The 25,726-nt window shown below is 64.7% G+C and carries 24 protein-coding genes, 1 tRNA gene and 1 pseudogene; 9 read left to right on the top strand and 17 right to left on the bottom strand.

Features of this window, described 5'->3' with window-relative positions:
• Positions 1 to 2 precede the first annotated feature (2 nt).
• The 11 genes and pseudogenes from O6W96_RS13490 to O6W96_RS13440 form a co-directional block, all read right to left on the bottom strand.
• Positions 3 to 2,441, bottom strand: a complete 2,439-nt coding sequence (locus O6W96_RS13490) for a DEAD/DEAH box helicase (protein ID WP_353470046.1) — start codon at positions 2,439 to 2,441, stop codon at positions 3 to 5.
• 236 nt (positions 2,442 to 2,677) lie between these two features.
• Positions 2,678 to 3,202 (bottom strand): hypothetical protein, encoded by a 525-nt coding sequence (locus O6W96_RS13485; protein WP_353470045.1) that lies wholly within the window; start codon positions 3,200 to 3,202, stop codon positions 2,678 to 2,680.
• A 117-nt stretch (positions 3,203 to 3,319) separates the two neighbouring features.
• Complete coding sequence (locus O6W96_RS13480) at positions 3,320 to 3,784, bottom strand: MarR family winged helix-turn-helix transcriptional regulator (protein ID WP_353470044.1); 465 nt, start codon at positions 3,782 to 3,784, stop codon at positions 3,320 to 3,322.
• Positions 3,781 to 4,440, bottom strand: coding sequence for a JAB domain-containing protein (locus tag O6W96_RS13475; protein WP_353470043.1), 660 nt, complete (start codon positions 4,438 to 4,440; stop codon positions 3,781 to 3,783). Before O6W96_RS13475 ends, O6W96_RS13480 begins: the two co-directional genes overlap by 4 nt.
• Positions 4,365 to 4,793: a hypothetical protein gene (locus O6W96_RS13470; RefSeq protein ID WP_353470042.1), complete on the bottom strand. Its 429-nt coding sequence runs from the start codon at positions 4,791 to 4,793 to the stop codon at positions 4,365 to 4,367. Before O6W96_RS13470 ends, O6W96_RS13475 begins: the two co-directional genes overlap by 76 nt.
• Positions 4,794 to 4,832: 39 nt before the next feature.
• A complete protein-coding gene (locus O6W96_RS13465) occupies positions 4,833 to 5,186 on the bottom strand; it encodes a hypothetical protein (protein WP_353470041.1) in 354 nt (117 codons plus the stop codon).
• A gap of 38 nt (positions 5,187 to 5,224) precedes the next feature.
• The gene (locus O6W96_RS13460; RefSeq protein ID WP_353470307.1) at positions 5,225 to 5,452 is read right to left on the bottom strand and encodes a hypothetical protein; all 228 of its coding nucleotides are present in this window, start codon (positions 5,450 to 5,452) and stop codon (positions 5,225 to 5,227) included.
• 153 nt (positions 5,453 to 5,605) lie between these two features.
• A pseudogene (locus O6W96_RS13455) lies at positions 5,606 to 5,755 on the bottom strand (helix-turn-helix domain-containing protein); the annotation flags it as partial.
• A gap of 513 nt (positions 5,756 to 6,268) precedes the next feature.
• Complete coding sequence (locus O6W96_RS13450; RefSeq protein WP_353470040.1) at positions 6,269 to 7,159, bottom strand: aldo/keto reductase; 891 nt, start codon at positions 7,157 to 7,159, stop codon at positions 6,269 to 6,271.
• A 21-nt stretch (positions 7,160 to 7,180) separates the two neighbouring features.
• Positions 7,181 to 8,041, bottom strand: a complete 861-nt coding sequence (locus tag O6W96_RS13445) for an alpha/beta fold hydrolase (protein WP_353470039.1) — start codon at positions 8,039 to 8,041, stop codon at positions 7,181 to 7,183.
• Between the two features lie 101 nt (positions 8,042 to 8,142).
• Complete coding sequence (locus O6W96_RS13440; protein ID WP_353470038.1) at positions 8,143 to 8,940, bottom strand: SDR family NAD(P)-dependent oxidoreductase; 798 nt, start codon at positions 8,938 to 8,940, stop codon at positions 8,143 to 8,145.
• A gap of 112 nt (positions 8,941 to 9,052) precedes the next feature.
• Here O6W96_RS13440 and O6W96_RS13435 point away from each other — a divergent pair, with 112 nt between their 5' ends.
• From O6W96_RS13435 to O6W96_RS13425, 3 genes are all read left to right on the top strand, one after another.
• Positions 9,053 to 10,057 (top strand): GlxA family transcriptional regulator, encoded by a 1,005-nt coding sequence (locus O6W96_RS13435; RefSeq protein ID WP_353470037.1) that lies wholly within the window; start codon positions 9,053 to 9,055, stop codon positions 10,055 to 10,057.
• Positions 10,058 to 10,378: 321 nt separating this feature from the next.
• On the top strand, positions 10,379 to 12,820 hold the full coding sequence (locus O6W96_RS13430; protein ID WP_353470036.1) for a hybrid sensor histidine kinase/response regulator: 2,442 nt from the start codon (positions 10,379 to 10,381) through the stop codon (positions 12,818 to 12,820).
• Positions 12,821 to 12,869: 49 nt separating this feature from the next.
• A complete protein-coding gene (locus O6W96_RS13425; protein WP_353470035.1) occupies positions 12,870 to 13,553 on the top strand; it encodes a MarC family protein in 684 nt (227 codons plus the stop codon).
• 418 nt (positions 13,554 to 13,971) lie between these two features.
• Here the strand turns inward: O6W96_RS13425 and O6W96_RS13420 are convergent.
• Positions 13,972 to 14,046: transfer RNA gene (locus tag O6W96_RS13420), tRNA-Thr, on the bottom strand.
• 89 nt (positions 14,047 to 14,135) lie between these two features.
• Here O6W96_RS13420 and O6W96_RS13415 point away from each other — a divergent pair.
• Positions 14,136 to 14,273, top strand: coding sequence for a hypothetical protein (locus O6W96_RS13415; protein WP_353470034.1), 138 nt, complete (start codon positions 14,136 to 14,138; stop codon positions 14,271 to 14,273).
• Here O6W96_RS13415 and O6W96_RS13410 read toward each other — a convergent pair.
• Positions 14,266 to 16,074 (bottom strand): aminopeptidase P family protein, encoded by a 1,809-nt coding sequence (locus O6W96_RS13410; RefSeq protein ID WP_353470033.1) that lies wholly within the window; start codon positions 16,072 to 16,074, stop codon positions 14,266 to 14,268. The two genes, O6W96_RS13415 and O6W96_RS13410, sit on opposite strands and share 8 nt — an antisense overlap.
• A gap of 668 nt (positions 16,075 to 16,742) precedes the next feature.
• On the opposite strand from O6W96_RS13410, the gene O6W96_RS13405 reads away from it, so the two are divergent.
• Positions 16,743 to 18,797, top strand: coding sequence for a S9 family peptidase (locus O6W96_RS13405; protein WP_353470032.1), 2,055 nt, complete (start codon positions 16,743 to 16,745; stop codon positions 18,795 to 18,797).
• On the top strand, positions 18,794 to 19,216 hold the full coding sequence (locus tag O6W96_RS13400) for an acyl-CoA thioesterase (RefSeq protein ID WP_132735119.1): 423 nt from the start codon (positions 18,794 to 18,796) through the stop codon (positions 19,214 to 19,216). The genes O6W96_RS13405 and O6W96_RS13400 overlap by 4 nt, the downstream gene beginning before the upstream one ends.
• 153 nt (positions 19,217 to 19,369) lie before the next feature.
• On the opposite strand, the gene ppc is transcribed toward O6W96_RS13400, so the two are convergent.
• From ppc to O6W96_RS13385, 3 genes are all read right to left on the bottom strand, one after another.
• The gene (gene ppc / locus O6W96_RS13395; protein ID WP_353470031.1) at positions 19,370 to 22,045 is read right to left on the bottom strand and encodes a phosphoenolpyruvate carboxylase; all 2,676 of its coding nucleotides are present in this window, start codon (positions 22,043 to 22,045) and stop codon (positions 19,370 to 19,372) included.
• A gap of 93 nt (positions 22,046 to 22,138) precedes the next feature.
• Positions 22,139 to 22,513: an EF-hand domain-containing protein gene (locus O6W96_RS13390; protein WP_353470030.1), complete on the bottom strand. Its 375-nt coding sequence runs from the start codon at positions 22,511 to 22,513 to the stop codon at positions 22,139 to 22,141.
• A 25-nt stretch (positions 22,514 to 22,538) separates the two neighbouring features.
• Positions 22,539 to 23,105 carry an HNH endonuclease gene (locus tag O6W96_RS13385; RefSeq protein WP_056052248.1) on the bottom strand — a complete coding sequence of 189 codons (567 nt, stop codon included), beginning with the start codon at positions 23,103 to 23,105 and terminating at the stop codon, positions 22,539 to 22,541.
• 89 nt (positions 23,106 to 23,194) lie between these two features.
• On the opposite strand from O6W96_RS13385, the gene gluQRS reads away from it, so the two are divergent.
• Positions 23,195 to 24,028 (top strand): tRNA glutamyl-Q(34) synthetase GluQRS, encoded by an 834-nt coding sequence (gene gluQRS, locus O6W96_RS13380; protein WP_353470029.1) that lies wholly within the window; start codon positions 23,195 to 23,197, stop codon positions 24,026 to 24,028.
• A 294-nt stretch (positions 24,029 to 24,322) separates the two neighbouring features.
• On the opposite strand, the gene O6W96_RS13375 is transcribed toward gluQRS, so the two are convergent.
• Entirely contained in the window at positions 24,323 to 24,673 is a 351-nt protein-coding gene (locus O6W96_RS13375) for a DUF3147 family protein (RefSeq protein ID WP_353470028.1), read from the bottom strand.
• An 83-nt stretch (positions 24,674 to 24,756) separates the two neighbouring features.
• On the opposite strand from O6W96_RS13375, the gene O6W96_RS13370 reads away from it, so the two are divergent.
• Positions 24,757 to 24,987 (top strand): twin transmembrane helix small protein, encoded by a 231-nt coding sequence (locus O6W96_RS13370; protein WP_056052241.1) that lies wholly within the window; start codon positions 24,757 to 24,759, stop codon positions 24,985 to 24,987.
• Positions 24,988 to 25,138: 151 nt separating this feature from the next.
• Positions 25,139 to 25,723, top strand: a complete 585-nt coding sequence (locus O6W96_RS13365) for a cob(I)yrinic acid a,c-diamide adenosyltransferase (protein WP_353470027.1) — start codon at positions 25,139 to 25,141, stop codon at positions 25,721 to 25,723.
• The last annotated feature ends 3 nt before the right edge of the window (positions 25,724 to 25,726 follow it).

Raw genomic sequence — 25,726 nt, 5'->3', positions numbered from 1 at the left:
GCTCATTGCGACGACTCCAGGTTCATCGGGGAAAAGGACCACGCGTCCAGGCGAGACTCCAGGATCGGAGCGTGAGGGGATGCGAACTGGTCGAGGCGACGCCCGCCTAGCGAGCGGTCGCGCCGACCCACCATTACCGCAGGGATACCCCCCCGCTGTCCGCTCCAGGCCAAGAAGCGTGATGACATCGTCTCCGCCAGACGTGGCGACGCGGGAAGCAACATCGCCGTCGCGACCGAGGCCAGTTGTACCCCGCCCGTCCAATCCTCATGGGCGATGACCAATCCCGGTCCGAGATCAACCTCCGCGAGGATCGCCACAGTCTCCGCCGCCTGATCAGCGCCGACGACGAACTGCTGAACACCCACATCCACGAGGCGTTGCAGCAACTCGGGAAAGCGGACGGAGAAGGTGGGGTCAGCCGGTTCGACGAGCATGACCCCGGCAGGCAGCGGTCCCGAATAACCCTCCGAGACACTCCAGACCTTCTCCATGCCCTCGCTACGGAGCCCGGTAGGCGGTGCCACCCCGTCCGATCTGCATGCAGGACAACGTCCGCACGGAGGGGCGTAACTGCCAGGTTCGATCATCTCGAAAACCGTCCGCGTGACGCACGACCGCCGTGGGTTGCGCATGAGGTCGATGAACGGGACCACTTCTGCCAGGGCGTCGCGTCTCTCACTTTCCCGGACCGCGAATATGGAGGTCCATGCCGCCCCGTCGCTCCCCTCCAACAGGGATGGCTCGACGACCTCGACATCCCATGTGCCGGTCGCCTGATCGCCATCAGATCGAACGGACACGATCCTGATCGATCCGGATCTCTGCATCAACGTGAGCAGAGCCATGTTCCAACCACGATTATAGTCACTCGACGCCGGACCCAGGCCTTCGCGCAGGGCGTCGAGATCGACGCTCATCCTGAACGCACCTCCTAGCCACCGTTTGTCCGACGCGGATTGCAACAGTGCTTCCCACCGCGGCTTTCCGAGATCGATGCTGAGCCACCCCGACGTCGCGATATCCAGTGCGCGGTCCTTGTCGTCCCGCCCGGCCATCTCGGTGAAGAGCGTCGCGGACAGCGCCTGGCCTCCGTCGCGTGCTGCGCGCCCGATCTCCTGGTACCAGCGCGAAGGGCTCTCTGGCAGGCATGCGTGGATCACGGTCCGTACATTGCTCTTGTCGACACCCATCCCGAATGCCGAGGTGGCGACCACGATGTCCAGTTCCTCCCGTGCCCAGCGGTCAACCACGTCTCGACGGGCCGTCGCGCCGGTCGCCCCGGTAAACAAGGCGATCCGACCGTATCCGCGCTCGTCTGACAGATGGGCGAAGAGTTGCTCCGCTGCTGCGACCTCGGTGGTGTACACGATCGCCGGTCGGGGCGCCCGATCAAGGGTCCAGTCCAAGGCCTCCAGACGCTCGGCCTCGTAATCGAAGCTCGCGACGACGACATCGTGTTCGAGACGGGGAACGCGGGCGTCGATCTCCAGCCAGTCGCCATCGAACTGCCATCCCCTTCGCAGAACCTCCTTGGCCGCAGGCGTAAGCGTCGCCGAAAGAAGGACGAGCCGGACTTCCGGGTTCGCCTGCCGCAGGCGTGCAAGCAGAGCTGGAAGTCTCTGGAAATCGGGCCGGAAGCTCCGCCCCCAACTCTCCACTATGTGTGCCTCGTCGACGAAGACGTGCGTAAGACGCGCGTCCAAACCCGCGAACGAAGTCTCGTCGGCTGCTGCCTCGATCAGGCTGGGGATGATCGCCTCCTGAAGCGCCTTCTCGGGGCTGATGAGCAGGATGGGAACTTCACCTCGACGAAAGCCGGCGATCACCTGACCTGCTGCATCGGGAGTGAGATCGCCTGTGAGCGCCCTACTGCCTTCGAGCCCCGACATCGTCGCGAGCGTGCGCTCATGATCGAGCGCAAGTGCTATGGTCGGCGTGATCACGATCACGCACGCACCGGGCCGATGGCGCCGACCATGAAGGGCGGCGAGTTGGAACAACAGGCTCTTGCCGGCCCCCGTCGGCATGCTGACCATCAAGCCCGAACCGGGCGGTTGCGTCATAAGTCCGCGGACAGCCGCCTTCTGGGATGCGCTTCGGTATGTCGTCCTCCCAGTCAGCCGGAAAAGCACCCCATCGCCGCCGGCCTCGGACCAACCACGCCTGTCCGCGGCCTCGACATGGATATCCGGAAGCCATGGATACCGTCCGTCTGGCAGCAGACGTACCGGACCCTCCTCCCCGGGCGCCTGAAGGCCGAACCGGAACAGGCCCTCGACCTCAGCGCGGTCAAGCCGGATGCCTGTACGCGCGATATCGGCACGCCCCCCCTGAAACCACGCCAGTGACCTGATAAGCGCCAGACGATCGGCGATGGTCCTTGCGGAGGAAAGAGCCGACGTCGTTCGTTCGACCGCCAATTCTCGCCAACCCGTCATGGCACATTCACCGCGGCACGATCCTGACCGGACTTACTGAACACGGCGGCAACCGACACCAGATGCCTCGCCTTCACAAGAGGTAGCTGGTTGGATTCCGCTGGAAAACGCGTTCCCGGACGTCCCGAATGCTTGTGGCTTTTCACCGAACAGGACTGGCCCGCCGGTTTTGGCACGCTCGCTCCTCCACTCCCGCAAGGTATCGACGAGGCTCGATGACACGAACGCCCACGAAGTCACGATCCCACCGCACCGACCACTTGGCCGAGCACCGCGCAAAGTCGCCTTGAGGATTGAGCGATTTCGCGTCCGAGAGTTTCCGCAGTCTCCTGTTCAAACGCGTGAGTGGTTCGTTCCGCCTGTCGACCGCGGAAAGTCAGGATGCGCATCAAGAGGACCCACCGTCCTCGCCGATCGAGGGAAATGCGCCCCGAGCCGTGGCAAAGGACCGTCCTGACCTTCTCGTAGCCACGAAAAGTCGTGAGCGCGTCACCGGCCGCCGCGCCCTCCTTGGCAAAGGGACCGCCGGTTCCGAGGACATCCTGAAGATCCTGGAATCGCTGCCCGACGAGATGCCGGAGGTTGACGTCACCACCGCGCCGCGGATCTTGCGCAAGAGAAAGCAACGTCTCACTCACAGCCTCCTCCGCCTGCGCAAAGTCATGCAGGAGCCGCCCTCGCCAAGCGTTCACGGCAGTCGCGACGGAGTTCCAGTCGGCATCGCTGTGATTGGTGGTGGGGAACGAGGTCAGAAGATTCATCGCAGAACTCGTAGTACGCGAGAGTTGCCAGCACGTTACGGAAAAACGCGACATGTTCGTTCAGGACCCGAACCGCGACGACATCGTGCGCGAGGGAACCCGGCAAGATCCGCGGACCTATCCAACCCCTGCGAGGTAGTCCCGCATCCTCGTCAGACCGATACCGGTGAGCGCGATATGACTGCGCCGCCCGTCATGCGGGTCGGGACTTCTGAACACCAGGCCGGCCAACTCGAGTTCCCCGACATATCTCAATGCCGTCGACTGGGCCACCCTGGCGGCAAGGCAGGCGCTGCTCACGCTGACCTGTCTACTGGCGCCGAGGGATATGAAAAGATCGAGAAGAATGTCCCAACTGGGTTCGCCGAACAAGGAACCATGATCCGCCATGACCCGGTCCCGCCTGCGCCGCTCCTCGTAGAGGCGATGAGCCACCGCGGCGAACACGGCGTCCGTGCCCTCATTTGACGCGACGCCCGCAAGAATCTCTGCCGGCTTGTCCGTTGTGCCGGTCATCTGATCCACCGCCGGCGAAGGGGGCGCGACCTGTCGCTTGCGCTGACTTGCCGAGATTGCGGTCACGTCAGTAGCCCTGCGAGACGGAAACTGAATACACGATCGCTACCGACGATGAGGTGATCGATGACGTCGATCTCCAGTGCCCGCGCGGCCTTCACGATGCGGTTTGTCAGGTCCACGTCCGACGCGCTCGGTGCGGGATCGCCACTCGGGTGGTTGTGCGCCAGGATCAACGATGCCGATCCCATCTCGATTCCCCGGGCGACAACGGCACGCACGGAAACAGGCGTTCGGGTCCCGCTTCCCTCACTGACCAGCTCGTCCTCCATGAGCGCATTGCGCGCATCGAGGTGAAGAACACGGAACGTTTCATGCGCCTTGCCGCTCATCGCGAAGCGCAGATATTCGTGCACCTGTTGCCAGCAGCCGAGAACCGGTCGATCGATGATGCGAGACAGCAGGACGTGGGAGGCTGCGGCGTTAAATCTGCCGATCTCGGCATAGGCGGTGGTCACGCCCCCGTCCGCCCGCGACAATCTCGTCGCGGAAGCCGCCAAAACGGCGCCCAAGGAACCGAATTCCGTCAGCAGATGCCTCGCCCGGCCGTGGACGTCCGGGCCACCGTGCTTGCCAATGATCCATGCTAGGTGCCGGCACGCATCCTCTCCCGGCGTCGGTTTCGCAACACGCCGAACGCCAGCAGGCCGACTGTCGGCCAAGCCGTCCAGACGGCCATCAACTGGTAGCCGTACCGCCAAAGCCCCGGGTTCACGGCCTTCCCGACGTGTGAAAGTACCGCCAGTATCTGAAGAGCCGTCGCGCATAGAGGCCACCAGCGATCCGCACGGATGGAGACGAACACCAACCCGGCAAGGAGACATGCGTCGATCAGGAAGACCCCCAACTCCACCTGCCGGTACCTGACCCCCAGCGCCGGTTCGACGACGAGGGTGGCTGCGGCCGCCAGCAAGTACATGCAGGCGACCGCCTTCTCCGGAGGACCTCCCCACCGGAAAGCCGCCAGCGAAGCCGCTAGCAGCGACGACCAGAACAGTAGGAAGTAGATCGACATCGGACGCGGGGACCCTCGAAGCGGTCCCCGCAGATTGCATCACGCCGCCTCGGCGACAACCCGCATCGGCGATCGTGCCCCGACGAAAGGGCTGTTCGGCACGGACTCCTTGTCGGCACCGTAACCGACAATCCTAAGATCAGCGGCAAGTTCGTCCAACAGGGGATGCGCCGAGACTATGGCGTGACGCGCATCGAAGGCGCTGCCGGACGATTTCGCCATCAATGCGAAGATCTCCGAACCGACGGTTGGCGGCAGGTGCGCCTTGGCGCGCGCCTCGATCAGCGTTGCAGCGCAACGCGCGATTGCCGCTGCACTCAGTTCCGCCGCAGCCTCGGCATCACGGAAAACCTGATAGACCTCACGGGCGACTTCAAGACGGGTTCTTGGCATTCGGTCAACTCCTCGCCCGGAGGCGAAACCCCGGGCCGTCAATGTTTCGGCGGGTCGAGCAGGTCGGCGAAGCGTTGGAACGATTCCGACAACGGGAAGGCTAAGAGAATGATCGCAACGACCAGGACTGCAAGTCCGGCCACGATCAGCATCCGCACCAGCGGTGTCAGCCGATTCCTCGGCTCCTCCGCCAGAAGAGTGGGATGCGGAATCGATGCGCGGCCGAAGTCGAAGACCGCACGCTCCTCATGGAACGCATCATCCATCCGATCCAACCTTTCGGGTCGGCTCGATGCCGCATCCATGTCGGGGAATGGGTCGGCAGCCTCTCCCTCCTGACGGGGTATCCCCCACGCCGGGGGATGCGGATCATACCCCGCCAACGCCTTCGCCAAGCCGAAGCTAGTCCGTATACCGGTCTTTTCGCGCGCGTTTCGGAGGTGAGTCTTCACGGTCTCGGGACTGATGCCCATCTCCCGTGCGATCGCCTTCTGGTCCCGGTTCTGCAGAAGGCTTCGAAGGACCGCGCGCTCGGTAGGCGTCAGCGAGTCGAGTGTATCTGGAAACATATCGGCCTTCTAACCTCCCCGCATCCGTTCGGAAGCGACGTCGATGAACGTAGGCTTCCGAACGTGAACCGCCCGCGGTCGGCCGATCCGGCGTCCACGCTCCCCCCAGAAACGGTCAACCCTGACCGCACCGCGGTAGAATGGCGCTTGCCAGGAGTTGGATCGGCGAACCATCGACGCCTTTCGGTGATACCACGTTGCCGACTTTTTCCAGGTGGTGTCCGGAGCGATATCTGCCCCGGCTCCAGACGTCGCTGTGGTTTCAGGCAATCATGCCGCGACGCCGTCCACCACGCCGAAGAGTGGTCTCCCAGCGCAAGGGGCCTGGAGCCAGCAGATCGTAGCGACCCTGGCGCGGGGTCGGAGGGCAACCTGCCATCCGGTGGTGCAAGATCGCGATCCGATCAGGCGCCGCACGCTGGACGTAGCGGGCCCGGCACGCGAACGAAGGCCTTGGCGACGGTCCCAATCGGGCAGTTCGGCGCTCATCGGCTTCGTGCTTGGTCTGTTGGCTCAGACAGCGTCCCGCCCCAGGCGATCGAGCTCGTCGAACTCCTGCCGGGACAGGCGGATCGATGCCGCAGCGACATTCTCTTCGAGATGTCCGCGTTGCGACGTGCCAGGGATCGGAAGCATCACCGGGCTGCGCTGCAGCAACCACGCCAGAGCGATCTGCCCAGGCGTTGCCCCATGAGCAGCCGCTATCCGTTGCAGTCCGGAACCTGGACGCAGAAGCCGTCCGGCTGCCAGCGGAAACCACGGGATGAAGGCGATGCCTTGAGCCTCGCAATGCTCCAGCACGGCCTCGCTCTCCCGATCCACCAGGTTGTAGCGGTTCTGAACCGAGGCCACCGGGAAGACCTGAGCGGCCCGCTGGATCTGTGGGACCGATACCTCACTGAGACCGGCCAACGCGATCACGCCCTCGTCGAGCAACTGCCTGATGGCGCCGAACTGCTCGTCTTCGGGCACGTTCGGATCAATCCGGTGCAACTGCCAAAGATCGATTATCTCGACGTCCAGGATCTCACGGCTGCGGTGAGCCCGCTCGATCAGGTATTTCGGGTCCCCGTGCATCTTCCACTCATCCGGACCCGGTCTGAGAAAGCCACCCTTGGTCGCGATCAGCATTCCCGGGTAAGGATGCAGCGCCTCGCGGATCTGCCGTTCGGCGATCTCGGGCCCATACGAGTCCGCCGTATCCACGAAATTGACGCCCAACTCCGGCAGCCGCCGAAGCGTCCGCTGTACTTCTGCGGGATCCCTGGGTGGGCCGAGCACGCCCGGTCCTACGGTCCGCATCGAGCCGAAACCCAACCGATGGACCGCTTTCGTCCCGCCTAGGATGAAGGTGCCCGACTGGGCGGCATCGCTTTTGCCGTATTGGCTGGCAGTATCGCTCATGAAGCTCTCCGTTTGATTGTGTCACTGCACGTCGCGCGGCGGATCATCGGAACGCATCGATCGTGTGCGGCCCATGACCACGCGGATTATCTTCCCTGCGCGGCGCGGATTGCGGCGGCAACCGTCGCTGGCGCCTCCAGCGGCGCCATGTGGCTCAGACCTGGAAGCACGGTGAAACCGGTGTTCGGCAGCACAGGACGGAACGCCGCGAGGAGACCGGATTCGGTCTCCACGACGTCCGCGCTTCCGACGAGGATGTGCACCGGGACCGCGATCAGGGCCGCTGCCTGCGTGATGTCCTCCTGCGTGCCCACCTCGGGCCATGCCCGCTTCGCGCCCGCCGTGCCGCCCAGCGCCCGCCGTGCCGCCCAGCGCGTCCTCGACGATCTGCTCGCGGACGGGATCGGACAGCGGGATAGCCGAGATCACGGCCAGCATGGCCTCTTGCGATTGATACGAGGCGACCATCGCCTGGCGAGTTTCCGCACTGAGGACGATGGGAGAGGGCGGAGCAGGAGCCATCAGGATGAGCCGTCGCAGACCCTTCGGGTGCGCCGCGGCAACCAGTTGCGCCACCTTGCCGCCCATCGAATGGCCAACGATCGTGAAATCATCCAGGGCCAGGTCCTCGATCACGCCAAGCACGTCCTCGGCAAGCGTCTCGAGGCCATAGTCCTCGACATCCCTGCCTGAACGCCCCCAACCTCGGAAATCGATCCCGACGCACCGGTTCGTGTCGGCCAGAACCCGCATCACCGGAAGCCAGCTACGGACCGAGCCACCCCAGTAATGCAGGAAAAGCAGGGCGGGACGTCCTTCCCCGACATCGACGATATTGATGTCGACGTCGTTGACCCGCCGGATGTGCCGCTTGTCGATCATATCGGTGCCACCTTACCTCATCGCGCGGATCGCGTGCTCGAACCGCAGCGCGCAAAACCCGGCAGGCTTCGAGTTGAACGGGATCGTCGGACAGCGCCCCCTCAAGCAACCAATCGCGGTGCCGCCGCCGAGTGTGAAAGGTTCGGTCCGAGCGCGAGGCGGGCACCTTCGAAGGCATCCCAGTCGGCCACGTCGGGCAGCGAGGGAATGGTGACGATCTCGCCCTGATCGAGTGCGGCGAGCGCAGCATCGACCATCGTCTCCACCGGCATCACGATGCCCTCGGGCAACTTGTCGACAGGCGTCCCGGCGATATCCCAGAATGCGGTGGCAGTTGCGCCGGGTAGAACCGCCTGCACGCGGATCCCCTTGTCCGCCAGTTCGTGCTGCAAGGACTGGCTGAACGCCAGCATGAACGCCTTGCTTCCACCGTAGACCCCATTGAGCAATTCCGGCGCGACCGCTGCGATCGACGAGATGTTGATGATCGTACCCGCCCCCCGAGCCGCGAAGCCCGGAGCCGTAGCGTAGGTCAGGCGCATGGGGGCATTGACGTTGAGCGCGATCATCGCGTTCATCTTGCCGATGTCGGAGTGCAGCAGCGGCGCAGTCGCGCCGACGCCGGCATTGTTAAGCAGCAGGGTGATACTCGAGTCGCTCCGAAGCACCTGCTCCACGCGGACTAGGCCGGCTTCCTCGGTCAGGTCGGCCGCCAGTGTCTCGACCGATCTGCCGGTCGCATCGGTGATCTCGGTCGCCAGCGTTCGCAGTCGGTCATCGTTGCGCGCGACGAGGATCAGATCGTAACCACGGCGGGCCAGACGGTCCGCGTAGGTCGCGCCGATCCCGGACGAGGCGCCAGTGATCAGCGCCGTACCCTTGTGAACTGTAAAGTTCATGTCTCTCACCCCTGCTAAAGTTTGGCTGATGGCCACAGCATCGGAGTAAGACGGCCTGCGAGGAGCCGAAACGTCATTAATCCCACTAATTAGGCCGCATCGGAGACGTCAAGTGCAACGCATCGGCTTCGTCATCATCCCACAATTCCAGAACATGTATTTCGCGGCGATGACCGTTTTCGAGGTCGCAAACTTCAGCGCTGGAAGGCAGCTCTACGAGATCGAGTTGCTGTCGGAGCATGGAGGAATGGTGTCGAGTTCCATAGGAATCCGCACCGAGACGTTGCCGTTCGGCGATCCAACCTACGACACCCTCCTGATCGGCGGCGGGACTGCCAGCGTCACCGCATCGCCCGGCCTTGTCGATTTCGTACAGCGGGCGCAGCCCCTTTGCCGTCGCATCGGCTCGATCTGCACCGGAGCCTTCATCCTTGCTCAGGCCGGGCTACTCGATGGCAAGCGCGCGACCACGCATTGGGGGTCCGCGCGCGAACTGAAGGAGCGCTATCCGAAGGTAAGGATGGAAGAGGACCGGATCTTCATCATCGACGGCGCGGTCTGGACTTCCGCAGGCATGTCTGCCTGCATCGACCTGGCGCTAGGCATGGTCGAGAAGGATTTCGGCCGCGACCTCGCACACTCCGTTGCACAGAAACTCGTCGTCTATCACCGTCGTGCCGGCGGCCAGTCGCAACATTCCGAACTCCTGCAGATGGACGCTAGGACCGACCGCATCCAGAACGCGCTGGACTATGCCCGGCGCAATCTGAAGGCGCCGCTCACAGTCGGGGAATTGGCGGACGCGGCCCACCTCAGCCCACGGCAGTTCAGTCGGGCTTTCCGTTCCGAAACCGGGCAGTCTCCCGCCAGGGCGGTCGAGAACCTCAGGCTCGAGGCTGCGCGACTCCTGATGGAGCAGAGTCGGCATCCGGTCGAGTTCGTTGCGGAAGAGACGGGGTTCGTCGACCCAGAGCGGATGCGTCGGGCGTTCGTGCGTGTCTACGGCCAGCCGCCACAATCGATCCGTCGGGAAGCCCGTGATCACCACGATACGGCCGCCTCTCCGCACTCCGCCACCAACGTACCCGAAGGCCCAGTCACGCCGATCGTGACTTGAGCCTACCAGGCGGCCGCGTTGCGGCGGAACGGGTACGTCGACCAGGCGCGCTCTACGCTTACGCGTCGACTCGCTGAACTGAGTCCGCATCGTCGTCCGCGGCTGAAGACAGCACCTCAGCCTATGAAGACAGAACAATGTCGCCGGCTGATAGCGCGCTGGATACGTCGCGCTCGTCCATCCCGCATGCGCCGACAAGATGGCCGATTTGGTGTGATATTCGTCCGAGGGTCGAGCACGTGCTTCAGGGTACTTCAGGGCATTGCCGGCTGCGGCGCCGTCGTAGAGTGATGAAATGCGATTGTTCACGGCTACCCTGACATGAGCGGGCATTTCCTTGCCGGCAGCGGCGAAATGGCGTCGCTGCTCCGACTGCGCGACTGGTCATCGCACGAACTCGGAAAGCCGGCGAACTGGCCCGAACCGCTCAAGTCGGCACTGCGGCTCATCCTCACCACTCGGCATCCTGCATACCTGCTCTGGGGCAGTTCCGGATTCTGCTTCTATAACGATGCCTACCGGGCATCCGTCGGCCCCGAATTCCACCCAAGATCATTCGGCCTCGATGCACGTGCCGTCTGGCGTGAAAAATGGGACAACATCGGGGACCAGTTCGATCAGGTGATGCGTGGAGGAGGTGCTACCTGGAACGAAAATGAGCTTTTGCCTTCGCTCCGGAATGGGAAACTCGAGGACGTCTACTGGACCTCGAGCTACAGCTCCATCTACGACGCCGAGGCGCCGAACGGGATAGGTGGGGTCCTCGTGATATGTTCGGAGACGACCGAGCAGATCGTGGTCCAAAGACAACTGCGTCTTGAACGCGAACGACAGCGCTTGATGCTGCAGCAGATACCGGGCTTCGCCGCCCTGCTTTGGGGCCCCGAGCATCGGTTCGAATATGTGAACGCCGCGTACATCGCCTTATCCGGAGAGCGAGAATTCATCGGTCGCACCGTGCGAACGGCTCTCCCCGACCTCTCTGGTCAGGGCGTCTTCGAGGCACTGGATCAGGTGTATGCAACTGGCGAGCCTCTGGTCGCCGTCGCGATGCCGCTCAGGTTCGATCGTGCGGATGGCGAGCGGTTTGTCGATTGCGTCTACGAACCCGTCCGCGATGACGCCGGCAAAGTGATCGGGATATTCGTCGGAGGCTACGATGTGACGCAGCAGATTCGCGCGACGGAGCAGCTTCGCGATAGCGAGTGCCGGTTTCGGCTCGCGACCGAGTATGCCGAAATAGGCTTCTGGGACGAGGACCTCGTCAATGACGTGCTCACATGGTCCTCCCAGACTAAGGCGATGTTCGGGATCGGCCCCGAATGGGTCGGGTCGATGACGGACTTCTACGGTGGGCTGCATCCAGACGATCTCGCGGCGACCATCGCGGCTTACGAGGCAGCGTCCGATCCAAAGCAGCGGGCCCTCTACGACGTCGAGTATCGGACCATCGGCCGAGCGGACGGACAGATACGGTGGGTTGCCGCCAAAGGGCGCGGGGTCTTCGACGAAACCGGACGCTGTATCCGTCGTGTGGAAACCGCCATCGACATCACCCCGCGAAAAGCGGCCGAGGCGAAGCTCCGCGATATGACGGAAACCCTGGAGACCCGGGTGGCGGAGCGTACGGCGGAACTGGAAGCCGCCCACGAACAACTTCGGCAAAGCCAGAAGCTGGAAGCAATGGGGAGCCTGACGGGAGGTGTGGCGCACGACTTCAACAATCTGCTCACCCCGATCGTTGGCGCTCTCGACATGCTCCAGCGCAAAGGGTTCGGAAGCGAACGCGATCAACGCCTGGTCAGCGGCGCTGCACAATCTGCCGAGCGTGCCCGGCTACTCGTACAACGGCTACTCGCATTCGCGCGGAAGCAACCGCTGCAACCGGTCGCGGTCGATCTCGCCACCCTGGTGCGCAACATGGCCGAGCTCGTCTCCAGCACGATCGGTCCAAAGATCAAGGTCGCGGTCGACGTCGATGAGGATCTCCCTCCAGCGAAGGCCGATCCGAATCAGCTGGAGATGGCCCTGTTAAACCTGGCGGTGAACGCTCGCGACGCGATGCCCAATGGCGGCAGCCTGACCATCAGCGCCAAACTCCGTCCGGGCGAGGGGGCTGGTCTGGACGCCGGCGATTACTTGCGCCTCGCGGTGGCTGACAGCGGCGTCGGCATGGATCACGCAACGTTGGCGCGTGCCATCGAGCCGTTCTTCTCCACGAAGGGCGTCGGCAGCGGTACAGGTCTGGGGCTTTCGATGGCGCATGGACTTGCATCACAATTAGGCGGCGCCCTTACGATCGAAAGCGAGCCGGGATCAGGTACCAGCGTGGCACTGTGGTTGCCACGATCGGCGACGATGCTGGATGCCGATCCCCTCGTCGGGAGCACCGAGATGGTCCGAGGACATGGCACTGCGCTCGTCGTGGACGATGAGGAGTTCGTCCGCTTGAGCACCGCCGCGATGCTCACCGACCTGGGGTTCGACGTCGTTGAAGCCGCGTCCGCGGAGGAAGCGCTGACGATCGTGGAGAATGACGGAGAGGTCCGCCTGGTCGTCACCGATCACCTGATGCCGGGCATGACCGGCGTCGATCTCGCGGTGAGGCTGAATGATATCCGTGCCGAACTGCCAATACTGATCGTATCCGGCTATGCCGAAATGAGCGACGGCGCACCTGCCGTACCTCGGCTGGCGAAGCCGTTCCGCAAGGATGAACTGGTGGCGACGCTCGCCAATCTTCCGCTGCGGTGGAAATTCTGACCGTGTCTCGCGGTCAGGTGGTGCATCAAGGGAGACCCATGTGTTCGAAATGAGCCCGCCTACCCTCGGCACCGTCGGGGGAGCCTTCCTTCTCGCCTTCCCGGCATTGTTCTCGATCGTGAACCCGATCGGGGCCGCACTGATATTCAACGAAGTAACCTCGGACCGTACGGCCCTCGAGCGTCACCGGCTGGCGAGCAGGATCGCGACCTACGCGGCGATAGTCCTTGTCACCTCCCTCTGCCTCGGCGGCTTCATCCTCAACGCATTCGGTGTGAGCCTGTCGGCGCTCAGGATCGCGGGTGGGCTGGTCGTCGCGATCCGAGCGTGGAGCCTGTTGATGCAGCCGGCAGTCCACGAGCAACTCAAGGCGAACGCCGCGTCTCCCGCACAGGAGTCCGCGGACGACATCGCGTTCTTCCCGTTGACGATGCCGTTCACGACCGGCCCTGGGACGATCGCCGTGGCGATCGCCCTGTCCTCGCAGCGTCCAATGAGCGGAAACGGCATTCTGCCCTTCTTCGGCGGACTGATACTTGCGGCGGTGGGTATCGCCGTGACCGTGTGGCTGTCGTACCGCTATTCCGACGTGGTGGTGGAACTCCTCGGACCCAGTGGCGCGCGTACATTGTCACGGCTCGTCGCATTCCTGCTCCTATGCGTCGGCGTCCAGATCATCGTCACCGGTCTGACGGGCGTTGCCGACGTCATAATCGCGAATGCCCGCCGCTGATCGTTAGGCACCGCAGTCCACCATACGGCTCCGGAAGTACGACGACGGGTCGAACGGATGAGAGAGTTCGAGTGGATCGACCTGCAACTCGATCCGAAAATCGCTTCTCGGACTGAACCGTTCCCGTAACGGGCGATATCCGCGCCGATGGCTGGAAAGGTGGCATATTCGACATCACCCGATCTGCGCTCAACGCTGGGGCGTCTTGTTCCGCCTCATGAATCGGACCGTCCAGACGCTGCGGGTGCTTCATGATGACGATCATTGAGGCGCCCGGTCCAGCAGCCTGTCCCGTCCCCGCCGCGGTTCGTCCTGATTCCGATGGCGGCTATAGCCGGCATAACCGTGGATTGTGGCTTGCTGGGCGCTTGCCAAGGTTGGCGGGCACTAAGCCCGCCGACGCTAAGTCATTGAAAAATGGTGCTGCCGGTGAGGATTGAACTCACGACCTCAGCCTTACCAAGGATGCGCTCTACCACTGAGCTACGGCAGCACTCGTCGGCATCGCTGCCGGCGGAGTGGGGCTAAGAGACGAGGGCGGGATGATTGTCAAGGCACCGCGCCGCAATGTAGGGCATATTTATGGATGATCGGGATCGAAAGGCGGCGGACAAGGCCGAGCGAATGGCTGCCGCGCTGCGCGAGAACCTGCGGCGGCGCAAGGCGCAGGCGCGTGCCGTGGGGGCCGCGCCTGCGTCCAAGGACGAGCCCTCTAGCTGAGCGGCGCGCACTTGGCGGTGAGCCAGGCGCGATCCTCCGCGTCGGTCATTTCGGGGGTCAGGACCGCCAGCACTTGTGCGTGATAGTCGTCGACCCATTGGCGCTCTGCTGCGGTCAGCAGCGGGGGCTCGATCAACGTGCGTTCGATCGGGCAGAAGGTGAGCGTCTCGAAACCGAGCATCTCGCGGTCGGCGCCGGGGATGGCGCGCGGTTCGATCAGGATCAGGTTCTCGATGCGGATGCCGTATTCGCCTGCCTTGTAGTAGCCGGGCTCGTTGGAGAGCATCATGCCGGCGCGCAGGGGCTCCATCGCCGCGCCGCCGGGATAGTTCGGCGATGCGATGCGCTGCGGGCCTTCGTGGACGGCCAGATAGGCGCCGATGCCGTGGCCGGTGCCGTGCGCGAAATCGAGGCCGGCCTCCCACAGCGGACGGCGGGCGAAGGCGTCGATCTGGCCGCCCATCGTGCCGTCGGGGAAGACCGCGGTGGCGATGCCGATATGGCCCTTGAGGACGCGGGTGAATCGGTCGCGCATCTCTGCGGTCGGTTCGCCGATCGGCATGACGCGGGTGACGTCGGTGGTGCCGTCGGCATATTGGCCGCCGGAGTCGATCAGGTAGAGCTGGCCGGGTTCGATCGGTGCGCTCGACTCCTCGGTGACGTGGTAGTGCGGGATCGCACCGTGCGGGCCGGTGGCGGAGATCGTGTCGAACGACGTGTCCTTGAGGACGCCGGTCTGTTCGCGAAACGCGAGCAGTTTGGCGGCGGCGCTGAGTTCGGTCTGGCCGCCTTTCACGCATTCGGTTTCGACCCAGCGGAGGAAGCGCGCGAGTGCGGCGCCGTCGCGGGCGGACGCGGCGCGGTGGCCAGCGATCTCGACGGGGTTTTTGATGGCCTTGGCGAGGACGACTGGGTCGCGGAGGGGGAGGATCTTGGCGCCACCGGCCTGGAGTGCCTGCGTGATCGCCGCGACTGCTCGCTCAGGGTCGGCGGCGACGCGCTTGCCGGCATAGGTGGCAAGGGTCGCGGCGAAGGCGGCGCGGTCGTGGAGGCGGACCGCGTTGCCGAGATGTTGGCGAACCGCGTCGTCGAGCTTGTCGGGGGCGACGAACAGGTCTGTGGTGCCGTCCGCGCTGACGATCGCGTAGGATAGCGCGACGGGGGTGTGGTCGACGTCGCCGCCGCGGATGTTGAGCGCCCAAGCGATCGAATCGAGTGCGGTTAGGACGACCGCGTCGGCGTTGTGCTCCGAGAGCCAGTCGGCGATTTTCGCGCGTTTCTCGGCGGAGGACGCGCCGGTGAACTGGTCGGGCTGGACGGTGAGCTTGGCGGGTGAGGGCAGGGGGCGGTCGGTCCAGATCGCGTCGACCGGGTTGGCATCGACCGCGACCAGCGTCGCGCCGCGATCGGCGAGCGCGGCGCCCGCGTCGGCGACCCAGCCGCCGGTGTGCAGCCACGGGTCGTAGCCGATGCGGCCGCCTTCAGGGGCGTGCTTGGCGAGCCAGGCGGCGGGGCTGGTCTGGGGTACGTCGGCATAGTCCCACTGCGCGCCGTCGACCTGTTCGCGGACCTGGATCGTGTAGCGGCCGTCGGTGAAGATCGCGGCGCGGTCGGCGACGACGACGGCTGTGCCGGCCGAGCCGCCGAAGCCGGTGAGCCAGGCGAGGCGCTGCGCGTAGCCGCCGACATATTCGCTCATGTGTTCATCGGTGAGCGGGATGACGAAACCGTCGAGATTATCGGCAGTTAGCTGGGCACGGAGGGCGGCGAGGCGGTCGGCTAAGCGGGCGGTCGGGGTCATCGGTTCGGTCTCTCGTCAAAAGTGAAGTATAGAAAGTGCAGACGCTGGCGAGGTTTCAATACGTTCATCCGGTGGGCGTTGCGGACGGGTGCGACGGCATGGATATGGGTACGGATCGGTTGGTCACGGTCCATGCCGGGCGTTGTGACAGAAAGCAGATGTGTAGGACAGCGGGTGCGGGCGGGGGGAGGGAATGCGCTTGCAGCGTTGGCCGGTACTTTCGACCATTTTCCCGAGGTAGGACGTGGCTAGTTGGAGCGGTGATGGCTGAGGACCGCGCTTCGTTACGGTGACCTTTCCAACTGGGCCCCGGCCTCCGCCGGGGTGGTGTTCTTAGCTGCTATCGTACGTTTCCGCTTCTTGTTCTCCCGCGAAGGCGGGAGCCCAGTCTGGGTCCCCGCCTTCGCGGGGAAACACGTTTGGTGCACGGTGGTCCACACCAATCGCCACCACCCCGGCGGAGGCCGGGGCCCAGTTGAGGGACGGCAATAACGGAGGATCGCGCACAGTTACTGCAACCTTGCCAATTGGGCCCCGGCCTTCGCCGGGGTGGTGGCCTAGGGATCTTGGCGCCGGGGTGGCGCCGCCGGGGTGGTGGGCGGTCTTTATCGATCGCTCCCCAACGCCACAGCGTTGGCATCCACACCCACCAAGGCTAACACACCGGCATGACCACGCCCCCCATCGCCGAACAGCGCCCGCACAGCTTCACCACGCATGGCGTGACGATCGAGGATCCGTATGCGTGGCTGAAGGACCCTAACTATCCTGAGGTCGATGACGCCGACGTGCTGGCGTATCTCGCCGCCGAGAATGTGTATTTCGAAGCGCAGATGGCGCCGCACGAAGCGCTCACCGATACGATCTACGAAGAGATGAAAGCGCGCATCAAGGAGGATGAATCCTCGGTGCCGCAGAAGGATGGCGACTGGCTCTACTGGACCGCGTACGAGACCGGCGGGCAGTACAAGAAATGGTGGCGCAAGCCGGTCGCGGATGGTGACGACGAGTTGTTGCTCGACGAGCCGGCGCTGGCGGAGGGGCACGAGTATTTCCGGCTAGGGGCGTTCTCCATCAGCAATGATGGGCGGTATCTCGCCTATGCGATCGATGACAATGGGAGCGAGCGGTTCGAGGTTCGGGTCAAGGACCTGGATACCGGCGAGCATCTGCCCGACGTGATCCCGGGGATGCTCAGCGAGATCGTCTGGACCGCGGACGATGCGGGTTTCCTGTACGGGCTGGCGAACGAGCAGTGGCGGACGGACAATGCGCGGTTCCACCGGTTGGGGACGCCGATCTCCGAGGACGTCGTGCTGTTCCACGAGGAAGACGAGGGCTTTCGCGTCGGCGTCGGCGAGACGAGTTCGCGCAAGTGGATCGTGATTGCGACCAGCGATCATGTGACCAGCGAACTATATCTGCTGCCTGCGCACGAGCCTCTGGCGGTGCCTATCCTCGTTTCGGCGCGGAAGGTGGGCCGCGAATATGATGTGGACGAGCATGACGGGACGCTGTTCGTCCACACCAACGACGTCGATCCGAATTTCCGCCTTTGCACCGCGCTGGTCGAGGAGCCGGATGCGTGGAGCGAGCTGATTCCGGCCTCGCCGCATTTCTACATGACCGGGGTCGAGTGCTATCAGGACTTCTTCGTGGTCGATGGGCGCGAGGACGGGCTCGATCAGATCGCGATCCACCGGTACGAGACGCCGACCGAGGGCAAGCGGATCGACTTCCCCGAAGCGAGCTATGTCGCTGGGCTGGGGGACAATCCCGAGTACGACATGACGGTGTTGCGGCTTGGGTATGAGTCGATGGTCACGCCGGGGACGGTGTACGACTATGACGTCGACACCGGCGAGCGGACGATGCTCAAGGTGCAGGAGATCCCTAGCGGGTACGATCCGGCCAAGTATGCGACGGAGCGGCTGAAGATCGCCGCGCGGGACGGGACCGAGATACCGGTGTCGATCGTGTATCCCGCCGGGTTCGTGCGCGATGGGTCGGCGCCTTTGTTCCTTTATGCGTATGGGGCGTACGGGTACGCGATCCCGCCGGGCTTCTCGACGGGGCGGATGAGCCTGCTCGATCGCGGGTTTGCCTATGCGATCGCGCACATCCGTGGTGGCGATGATCTGGGCCAGCAATGGTATCTGGACGGCAAGCTGGAGAAGCGCGCGAACACGTTCAACGATTTCGTCGATGTGGCGAAGGCGCTGGTCGACGCGCAATGGACGTCGGCGGGGAAGATCGCGATCGCGGGACGGTCTGCTGGCGGCGAGCTGATGGGGGCGGTGGTCAATTCCGATCCGGAATTGTGGGGCGCGGTGATCGCCGATGTGCCGTTCGTCGACGTGCTCAACACGATGCTCGACGAGAGTTTGCCGCTGACGCCGGGCGAGTGGCCTGAGTGGGGCAATCCGATCGAGGATGAGGCGGCGTTCGCGCTGATCCGGTCGTATTCGCCGTACGACAACGTGAGGGCGCAGGCTTATCCGCCGATGTTCATCAGCGGCGGGCTGAACGATCCGCGCGTGACCTATTGGGAGCCGGCGAAGTGGGCGGCCAAGCTGCGGCTGATGAGGACCGACGACAATGTGCTGTTGCTCAAGACCAACATGGGTGCGGGGCATGGCGGCAAGTCGGGGCGTTTCGAGTCGCTGCGTGAGGGCGCGGAGGAGCACGCGTTCGTGCTGTGGCAGCTGGGCGTCGCGGGGTGAGCCGGTTCACGCTCTCGATCACGGCGCAGGACGCGGATATCGACGAGCTTGGGCATGTGAACAATGCGGTCTGGGTGCAGTGGATCCAGGCCATCGCGACTGCACATTGGGAGGCGGTGGCGCCTGCCGAACATAAGCTGGCCTATGTGTGGGTCGTGACGCGGCATGAGATCGATTACCGCGGGAGTGTCGTTGCGGGGGAGACCGTCGTTGGTGAGACGTGGGTCGAGGGGGCGCCGAAGGGGGCTCGGTTCGATCGGCATGTTCGGTTTGTCGGCGATGATGGGCGGGTGAAGCTGGAGGCGGTTACGACCTGGGCTTTGCTGGACCGCGCGACCGGGCGGTTGATGCGGGTGCGCGAGGATGTCGCTGCGCCGTTTTATCCTCCCCGGAACGGGGAGGGGGACCGCGACGCGTAGCGGTGTGGTGGAGGGGGAGCGCCGCAAGCGTTATGGTTGTGTCTGAGCGACGACAGGCGTTGTGCTTAGGCAACGGCGAGTCTCACGGCTGGTACTTTTGCCGCCCGCCCCCTCCACCAGCTTCGCTGGTCCCCCTCCCCGTTCCGGGGAGGATTAGCCGCTGTTTCGCAGGGCCGTGGCGATGGCGTTGATGGAGAGGAGGATGCCTTCGCCTATCCGCGGGTCGTCCTCGCCGGCGCGGCGGCGCTTTATCAGCTCGATTTGGAGGAGGTTGAGCGGCTCGATATACGGCAGGCGGAGGCGGATCGAGGCGTCTAGCGTGGGGTGCTTTTCGAGGAGGCGGGACTGGCCGGTGACCTGCAAAAGTCCGTCGTGGGTCTGGTGCCAGCCGTCGCGGATCGTGGTGAAGATCTCGCGGAGTTTGTCGTCCTCGACGAGGCCCGCATAGCGTTCGGCGATGCCGATGTCGGACTTGGCCAGCACCATCTCGAGGTTCGCCAGTGCGGAGGCGAAGAGCGGCCAGCCTTGCGCCATGTCCTTCAGCAGCGCCTTGTCCTCGAAATCGGCGATCGCGCGGCCTACCCCGTACCAGCCGGGGAGCATGACGCGCGCCTGCGCCCAGCTGAACACCCAGGGGATCGCGCGGAGGTCTTCGATGCGGTCGGACTTGGTGCGGCTGGCGGGGCGGCTGCCGATCTTGAGGCCGGCGATCTCGGCAATCGGCGTCATCTGGCGGAAGAAGGTGCGGAAGCCTTCCGTACCGTAGACCAGGTCGCGGTAGCTGTGGAATGCGGAGTCGCTGAGCGTGTCCATTGCCGCAGAGAAGCTGGCGTTGTCGGCATTGGAGAGGCGTTCGGGCTCGAGGCTGGCGAGCAACGTGGCCGAGGCGATCGCTTCGAGATTGGTCATCGCGGCGTCGCGCGTGCCGTATTTTGCGGCGATGACTTCGCCCTGCTCGGTGATGCGGATGCGGCCCTGGACGGTGCCCGAGGGCTGCGCGCGGATTGCACGGAACGCCGAGCCGCCGCCGCGCCCGACTGCGCCGCCGCGACCGTGGAAGAGCTGCATGCCGACGCCGGCGGCTGCGAAGACGGGTTTTAGCGCGGTCGAGGCTTTCGAGAGTTGCCAGGTGGACGTGAGGTACCCGCCGTCCTTGTTGCTGTCCGAATAGCCGATCATCACTTCCTGATGGCCGCGCGCCTTGGAGATCGTGGCGATCTCGGGGAGCGCGAACCACGCGGTCATGACGCCGGGGGCGGCTTCGAGATCGCCGATCGTCTCGAACAAGGGCACGGCCATGATCGCTGCGGTCGGGGTTTCGCCGGGGCGGTAGAGGCCGACTTCCTTGAGCAGGAGGTTCACTTCGAGCAGGTCGCTGACCGACTGCGCCATCGAGACGATGTAGTTGGTGATGCACGCAGGGCCGTAGGCGGCGTGCGCGCCGGCGGCGGCCTGGACGATCGCGAGTTCGCCGGCGGTTTCCTCGGAATATTCGGCGAAGCGCGAAGTGAGCGGGCGGGCGTTGGCGAGTTCGCGGCGGAGCAGCGCGACGCGCGCGTCTTCGTCGAGCGCGAGGTACTCGTCCTCTACGCCGGCGACCTTGAGCAGTTCGGCGACGACGCGTTCGTGGACGGCGCTGTTCTGGCGAAGGTCCAAGGTGGAGAGGTGGAAGCCGAACGTCTCGACCGCGCGGATCAGGCGGCCGAGCGCGCCGCCGGTCTTCAGCGCGATGCCGAGGCCGTGCGCGAGCGTGACGAGGTCCGCGCGGAAGTCGGCGGGGTTGGCATAGGGCTCGCCGACGAGACGGCCGGGGCGGGGGGCGTGCTTCCCCGTGAGCGCGTCGTGCGTCGCGGACAGTCGGGCGTAGATGCCGGAGAGCGCGCGGCGATAGGGCTCGTCGCTGCGGCTGGCGGCATCGTCGCCGCTGGCGTCGGCGAGCGCCTGCACCGCGGCCTCGGCCGGCGCATGTTCGGTCGATATCGAGAGTTCCGCGCCGAGCGCGTGCACCGCGTCGCAATAATAACCGAGCACCGCCTCGCTCGCCTTCGACAGCGCGGTCTTGAGCGAGTCGGCGGTGACGTACGGGTTGCCGTCGCGATCGCCGCCGATCCAGCTGCCGGGACGCAGGAAGCTCGGCGTGCGTTCGCCGAGCGCGCGGTCCCAGCGCTGGTAGAGCGCGGGCAATGCGGGGAGGAACACGTCGCGCAGGTAGCTGAGCGCGGTGTCGACCTCGTCGGTGACGTAGAGGCGGTCGCGGCGCAGGACGCGGGTTTGCCAGAGCAGCGCGATCTGGCGGAGGATAGCGTCGTCGACGCTGTCGCCGTCAGGCGTGGTGTCGCGGCCGAGATCGCGCAGGCCCATCAGCTCGGCGATGCGGTTGCGGTGGTCGATCATGCTCTTGCGGCGGACTTCGGTCGGGTGCGCGGTGAGCACGGGGGCGATCAGTGCGTGATCGAGCAACGTGCGGATCTGCGCGCGGTCGATGCCTTCGGATTCGAGCTGGGCGATCGCGGAGGCGAGGTCGGCGCCGTCCTCCGCGGCGATGCCCTGGCGGTCTTCGGCGAGATTGGCGAGCATTGAGAAGAGCATGAAGCCGCGGACGAAATCGAGCGTCTCGTCGAGGCTGAGCTTTTCGAGGCTGAGATCGACCGCGCGATCGTCGCCGGGCTTGCCTTCGGAGGCGTCGCGGTGGCGCTCCACGGAGGCTTTGCGGATCGTCTCGGTCGCCTCGAACAGACGCTCGCCGCCGTACGCGCGGATGACGTCGCCGAGGAGTTTGCCGAGGAAGCGGATGTCGGAATTGTTCGCGATTGCGGGAAGGCTAGCCATGATTCCCTGCTGCGCTGCGGCAGGGATCAGGTCAACCTCATGCGGTATATTTGTCGCGTCGAACCGGTCGTCATCGACACTTAATTGCGCTGATCAGCGCTTGCGCGACTCCGCCCGCTCTTCCGAGGTGACCGTGCCGTCATGGTTCAGGTCCATCTTGTCGAACCAGGCGAGCGTGCCTTCGCTCCATTCGATCGCAGTGATGATACCGTCCTTGTTGCGGTCGAACGCCTTGATCCGTGCATTCGGCGAGGGGAGCTCGTCCTTGGTGATGCGGTCGTCGCCGTTGCGGTCGAGCGTACGGAAACGCCGTTCCATGCTGGCGCCGAAATCGAGCCGCGAGGTGACCGATGGCGGGACGAAGCCGGCCGCATTGCGATCAGCCTGCGCGCGCTGCGCGTCCTTGTCGCCGCACGCGGACACCAGAATTCCCGTCGCGGCGAGCGCCGCCACCAGTTTCACCTGCATAGAATCTCCCGTCGTATCGATGCCGTCAGGCCTCGAGTTCGATGTCCCAATAGAGCCAGTCGTGCCACGTGTCGTGCAGGTAGTTGGGCGGGAAGCTGCGGCCGTGTTCCTGCAAGTGCCAGTTGGTCGGGCGGATCGCCTCGATATGCAGCGGCATCGCCGCCTGTTTCGGCGTGCGGCCGCCTTTCTTGAGGTTGCAGGGCGAGCAGGCGGTGACGACGTTCTCCCATGTGGTACGCCCACCTTGCGCGCGGGGGACGACATGGTCGAAGGTAAGATCGCGCAGCTTGCCGCAATATTGGCAGGTGAACTTGTCGCGCAGAAACAGGTTGAAGCGGGTGAAGGCGGGAAATTGCGACGGTCGGACGAACTGCTTGAGCGCGATCACCGAGGGCAGCTTCAGCGCGAAATTGGCGCTGCGGACTTCGCGTTCATAGGTGGCGACGATGTCAACACGATCGAGGAACACCGCCTTGACCGCGGTTTGCCACGGCCAGACGCTGAGCGGATAGTAGGAAAGCGGCGTGTAATCGGCATTGAGCACGAGCGCCGGACAACCATCCGGATGACGCATCAGATCGGGGTGAAACACGGCTCCTCCCACTCAGGCTTCGCAGAGCGCCCTATGGACGACAGCGATGACACCGCCATGACAGCACGGCGCGTGGCGGTCGGTCAAGCATGCTGAGCGACGGACCGGTCGTAACGCGGTTCGCGCCGAGCCCGACGGGGCGGTTGCATCTGGGCCACGCGGTCTCGGCGATCCGCGCGCACGATTACGCGCGCGAACGGGGGGGGCGGTTCCTGCTGCGGATCGAGGATATCGACGGGACGCGGAGCCGGCCTGAATTCGTCGCGGGAATATTGGAGGATCTGGCGTGGCTTGGGTTGCGGTGGGACTCGCTGGTGTTCCAGTCGGAGCGGTTGCCTACGTATGATGTCGCGCTGGAGGCTTTGAGGGCGCGCGGGCTGGTTTACCCCTGTTTCTGTACGCGGGCGGAGATCGCGGCGAGTGCGTCGGCGCCGCAGGGGGATGTCGGGCTGGTCTATCCGGGGATTTGTCGGGGTCTGAGTGCGGAGGAGGTCGCTGCGCGGGGGGGTGTGGCGCATTGCTGGCGGCTCGACATGGCGAAGGCTGTGGCGATTACCAGCGTGCTTTCGTGGCATGATGCGATTGCGGGGACGGTTGTCGCCAATCCGCTGGCGCAGGGGGACGTCGTGCTGGCGCGGAAGGATGCGCCGGCTAGCTATCATCTGGCGGTGACTCTGGATGATGCGGCGCAAGGTGTGACGGACGTGGTGCGCGGGGTGGATCTGTTCGCGGCGACGGACGTGCACCGGGTTTTGCAGGCTTTGCTGGGGGTGCCGGTGCCGACGTATCATCATCATCCGCTGGTGGTGGATGCGGCGGGGCGGCGGTTGGCGAAGCGAGATGGGGCGCGCTCGCTGGCTGAGATGCGAGCGGCGGGGGAGGACGGGGTGGCGTTGGCGGATCGGGTGCGGAGTGGGGGGTGACCGATCCGCGCTGCCGATCATTAGCGTGGTGATCTGAGCAGGGTATGGCCGGAAACGGATCGTAGCCTGTGCCTCCTTGTTCTCCCGCGAAGGCGGGAGCCCAGTCTGGATCCCCGCCTTCGCGGGGAAACAATTCTGGGGGTCACGCCAATTTTACCGACGGACCACCCCGGCGGAGGCCGGGGCCCAATTGGGGGACGGTGATGATGAAGCTTATTGCTTCCTCACCTTGGCTTTCCCAATTGGGCCCCGGCCTTCGCCGGGGTGGTGGCTAAGGCGTGGTGGATGCCGCCGCTAAAGCTCTATCCCCAGTTTCGGCGCCGCCCATGTCATCGCTGCGTACAGCGCGATCGTCAGTATGCACCCCGCCACCAGCGACACCCAGAACGGCGCGCCGTGGTGGAGCAGCGCCGGGATCAGCAGGAACATCGGCAGCGACGGAAGCACGTACCAGAAGGTCGCGCCGGCGTGCGCGGCCATCGTCCGAGGGTCGGGCTTGTCGCGCCAGAGCCAGATCATGCCGAGCACCGACACCAACGGCAGCGACGCCACGAGCGCGCCGAAGCCGGGATAGCGCTTGGCGATCTCCGAGGCGGCGGCGATAAGAATGCCGGAAATCAGGGCTTTCAGCGTCAAGTATAACATGCAGCATTTGCGCGCATCACGGGGGGATCCGCAACACTGCTACGGCCATTGCTAGCAGCATCCGGTGCGCTTACATTCCCTTCATGAACACATTCCTCGTCATCCTCCTGATCGCGGCGATGATCGCGACCGTCGTGGCTCTGGTGCGGGGCGTCGTGTCGTTCCTGCAGGAGGGCACGGCGCAGGTCCGCGACGGCAACGGGCCGAGCGCGGCGTCGCTCAAATCGAATCGGATGATGCAGCAGCGGATCTTTTTCCAGGCGCTCGCGATCCTGATTGTCGTCGTTATCCTGTTCGCGGCGGGACGGAACTAGGAAAGGGGCTGCTCCGCTTACGCGGTTCGGCCACTTCCGCAGTTGGTGTGCGTCCGTCGTCCTGACGAAAGTCAGGATCCAGAGTAATTGGCGAGGCGCTCTGGTTTCTGACTTTCGTCAGGATGACGAGTCCTGGTGTTGATGGGTAAAAATGGTCAAGCTCAACAAGATCTACACGCGAACCGGTGACGACGGTACGACAGGGCTGGTCGACGGATCACGTGTGTCGAAAGCGAGCGCGCTGATGCAGGCGATCGGCGATGTCGACGAGGCGAACTCCGCCATTGGTTTGGCGGTAATGGCGCTCGGCGACGATCTGCTCGCCGCTGCGCTGGAGCGGATCCAGAACGACCTGTTCGATCTTGGTGCCGACCTTGCGACGCCTGCGACCGAGGACGGGTTCGCGCCGTCGGAGATGGTGTTGCGCATCGTGCCGGCGCAGGTCGAGCGACTCGAGCACGAGATCGATGCGATGAACGCGCACCTCGCGCCGTTGCGCAGTTTCATCCTGCCGGGCGGATCGCCGCAGGCCGCCGCACTGCATCTGGCGCGGGCGATTTCGCGGCGGGCGGAGCGATCTGCGGTCGCGGCGACGCACGATATGCCGCTGAATCCGGCGGCATTAGCGTATGTTAACCGGCTATCGGATTTCCTGTTCGTGGCGTCGCGCGCAGTGAACCAAAACGGGGCCGGCGACGTTCTATGGCGACCGGGGGCTACGCGCGCGCAGGCGTGATCG

It is taken from the genome of Sphingomonas faeni (assembly GCF_040407495.1).
In the GTDB taxonomy this organism is placed as follows: Bacteria; Pseudomonadota; Alphaproteobacteria; order Sphingomonadales; family Sphingomonadaceae; genus Sphingomonas; species Sphingomonas faeni_D.
Note: the sequence above shows the minus strand (reverse complement) of the source record. Positions and strands in the feature narration are given on the sequence as shown.

Coding starts and splice junctions, on each gene's coding strand:
- O6W96_RS13415 (WP_353470034.1), top strand. CDS start 14,136: ATGGATGATCGGGATCGAAAGGCGGCGGACAAGGCCGAGCGAATGGCT.
- O6W96_RS13365 (WP_353470027.1), top strand. CDS start 25,139: ATGGTCAAGCTCAACAAGATCTACACGCGAACCGGTGACGACGGTACG.
- O6W96_RS13440 (WP_353470038.1), bottom strand. CDS start 8,940: ATGAACTTTACAGTTCACAAGGGTACGGCGCTGATCACTGGCGCCTCG.
- O6W96_RS13485 (WP_353470045.1), bottom strand. CDS start 3,202: ATGAATCTTCTGACCTCGTTCCCCACCACCAATCACAGCGATGCCGAC.
- O6W96_RS13470 (WP_353470042.1), bottom strand. CDS start 4,793: ATGTCGATCTACTTCCTACTGTTCTGGTCGTCGCTGCTAGCGGCTTCG.
- O6W96_RS13405 (WP_353470032.1), top strand. CDS start 16,743: ATGACCACGCCCCCCATCGCCGAACAGCGCCCGCACAGCTTCACCACG.
- O6W96_RS13375 (WP_353470028.1), bottom strand. CDS start 24,673: ATGTTATACTTGACGCTGAAAGCCCTGATTTCCGGCATTCTTATCGCC.
- O6W96_RS13370 (WP_056052241.1), top strand. CDS start 24,757: ATGAACACATTCCTCGTCATCCTCCTGATCGCGGCGATGATCGCGACC.
- O6W96_RS13445 (WP_353470039.1), bottom strand. CDS start 8,041: ATGATCGACAAGCGGCACATCCGGCGGGTCAACGACGTCGACATCAAT.
- O6W96_RS13425 (WP_353470035.1), top strand. CDS start 12,870: ATGAGCCCGCCTACCCTCGGCACCGTCGGGGGAGCCTTCCTTCTCGCC.
- O6W96_RS13465 (WP_353470041.1), bottom strand. CDS start 5,186: ATGCCAAGAACCCGTCTTGAAGTCGCCCGTGAGGTCTATCAGGTTTTC.
- O6W96_RS13460 (WP_353470307.1), bottom strand. CDS start 5,452: ATGGATGATGCGTTCCATGAGGAGCGTGCGGTCTTCGACTTCGGCCGC.
- gluQRS (WP_353470029.1), top strand. CDS start 23,195: ATGCTGAGCGACGGACCGGTCGTAACGCGGTTCGCGCCGAGCCCGACG.
- O6W96_RS13450 (WP_353470040.1), bottom strand. CDS start 7,159: ATGAGCGATACTGCCAGCCAATACGGCAAAAGCGATGCCGCCCAGTCG.
- ppc (WP_353470031.1), bottom strand. CDS start 22,045: ATGGCTAGCCTTCCCGCAATCGCGAACAATTCCGACATCCGCTTCCTC.
- O6W96_RS13490 (WP_353470046.1), bottom strand. CDS start 2,441: ATGACGGGTTGGCGAGAATTGGCGGTCGAACGAACGACGTCGGCTCTT.
- O6W96_RS13390 (WP_353470030.1), bottom strand. CDS start 22,513: ATGCAGGTGAAACTGGTGGCGGCGCTCGCCGCGACGGGAATTCTGGTG.
- O6W96_RS13410 (WP_353470033.1), bottom strand. CDS start 16,074: ATGACCCCGACCGCCCGCTTAGCCGACCGCCTCGCCGCCCTCCGTGCC.
- O6W96_RS13430 (WP_353470036.1), top strand. CDS start 10,379: ATGAGCGGGCATTTCCTTGCCGGCAGCGGCGAAATGGCGTCGCTGCTC.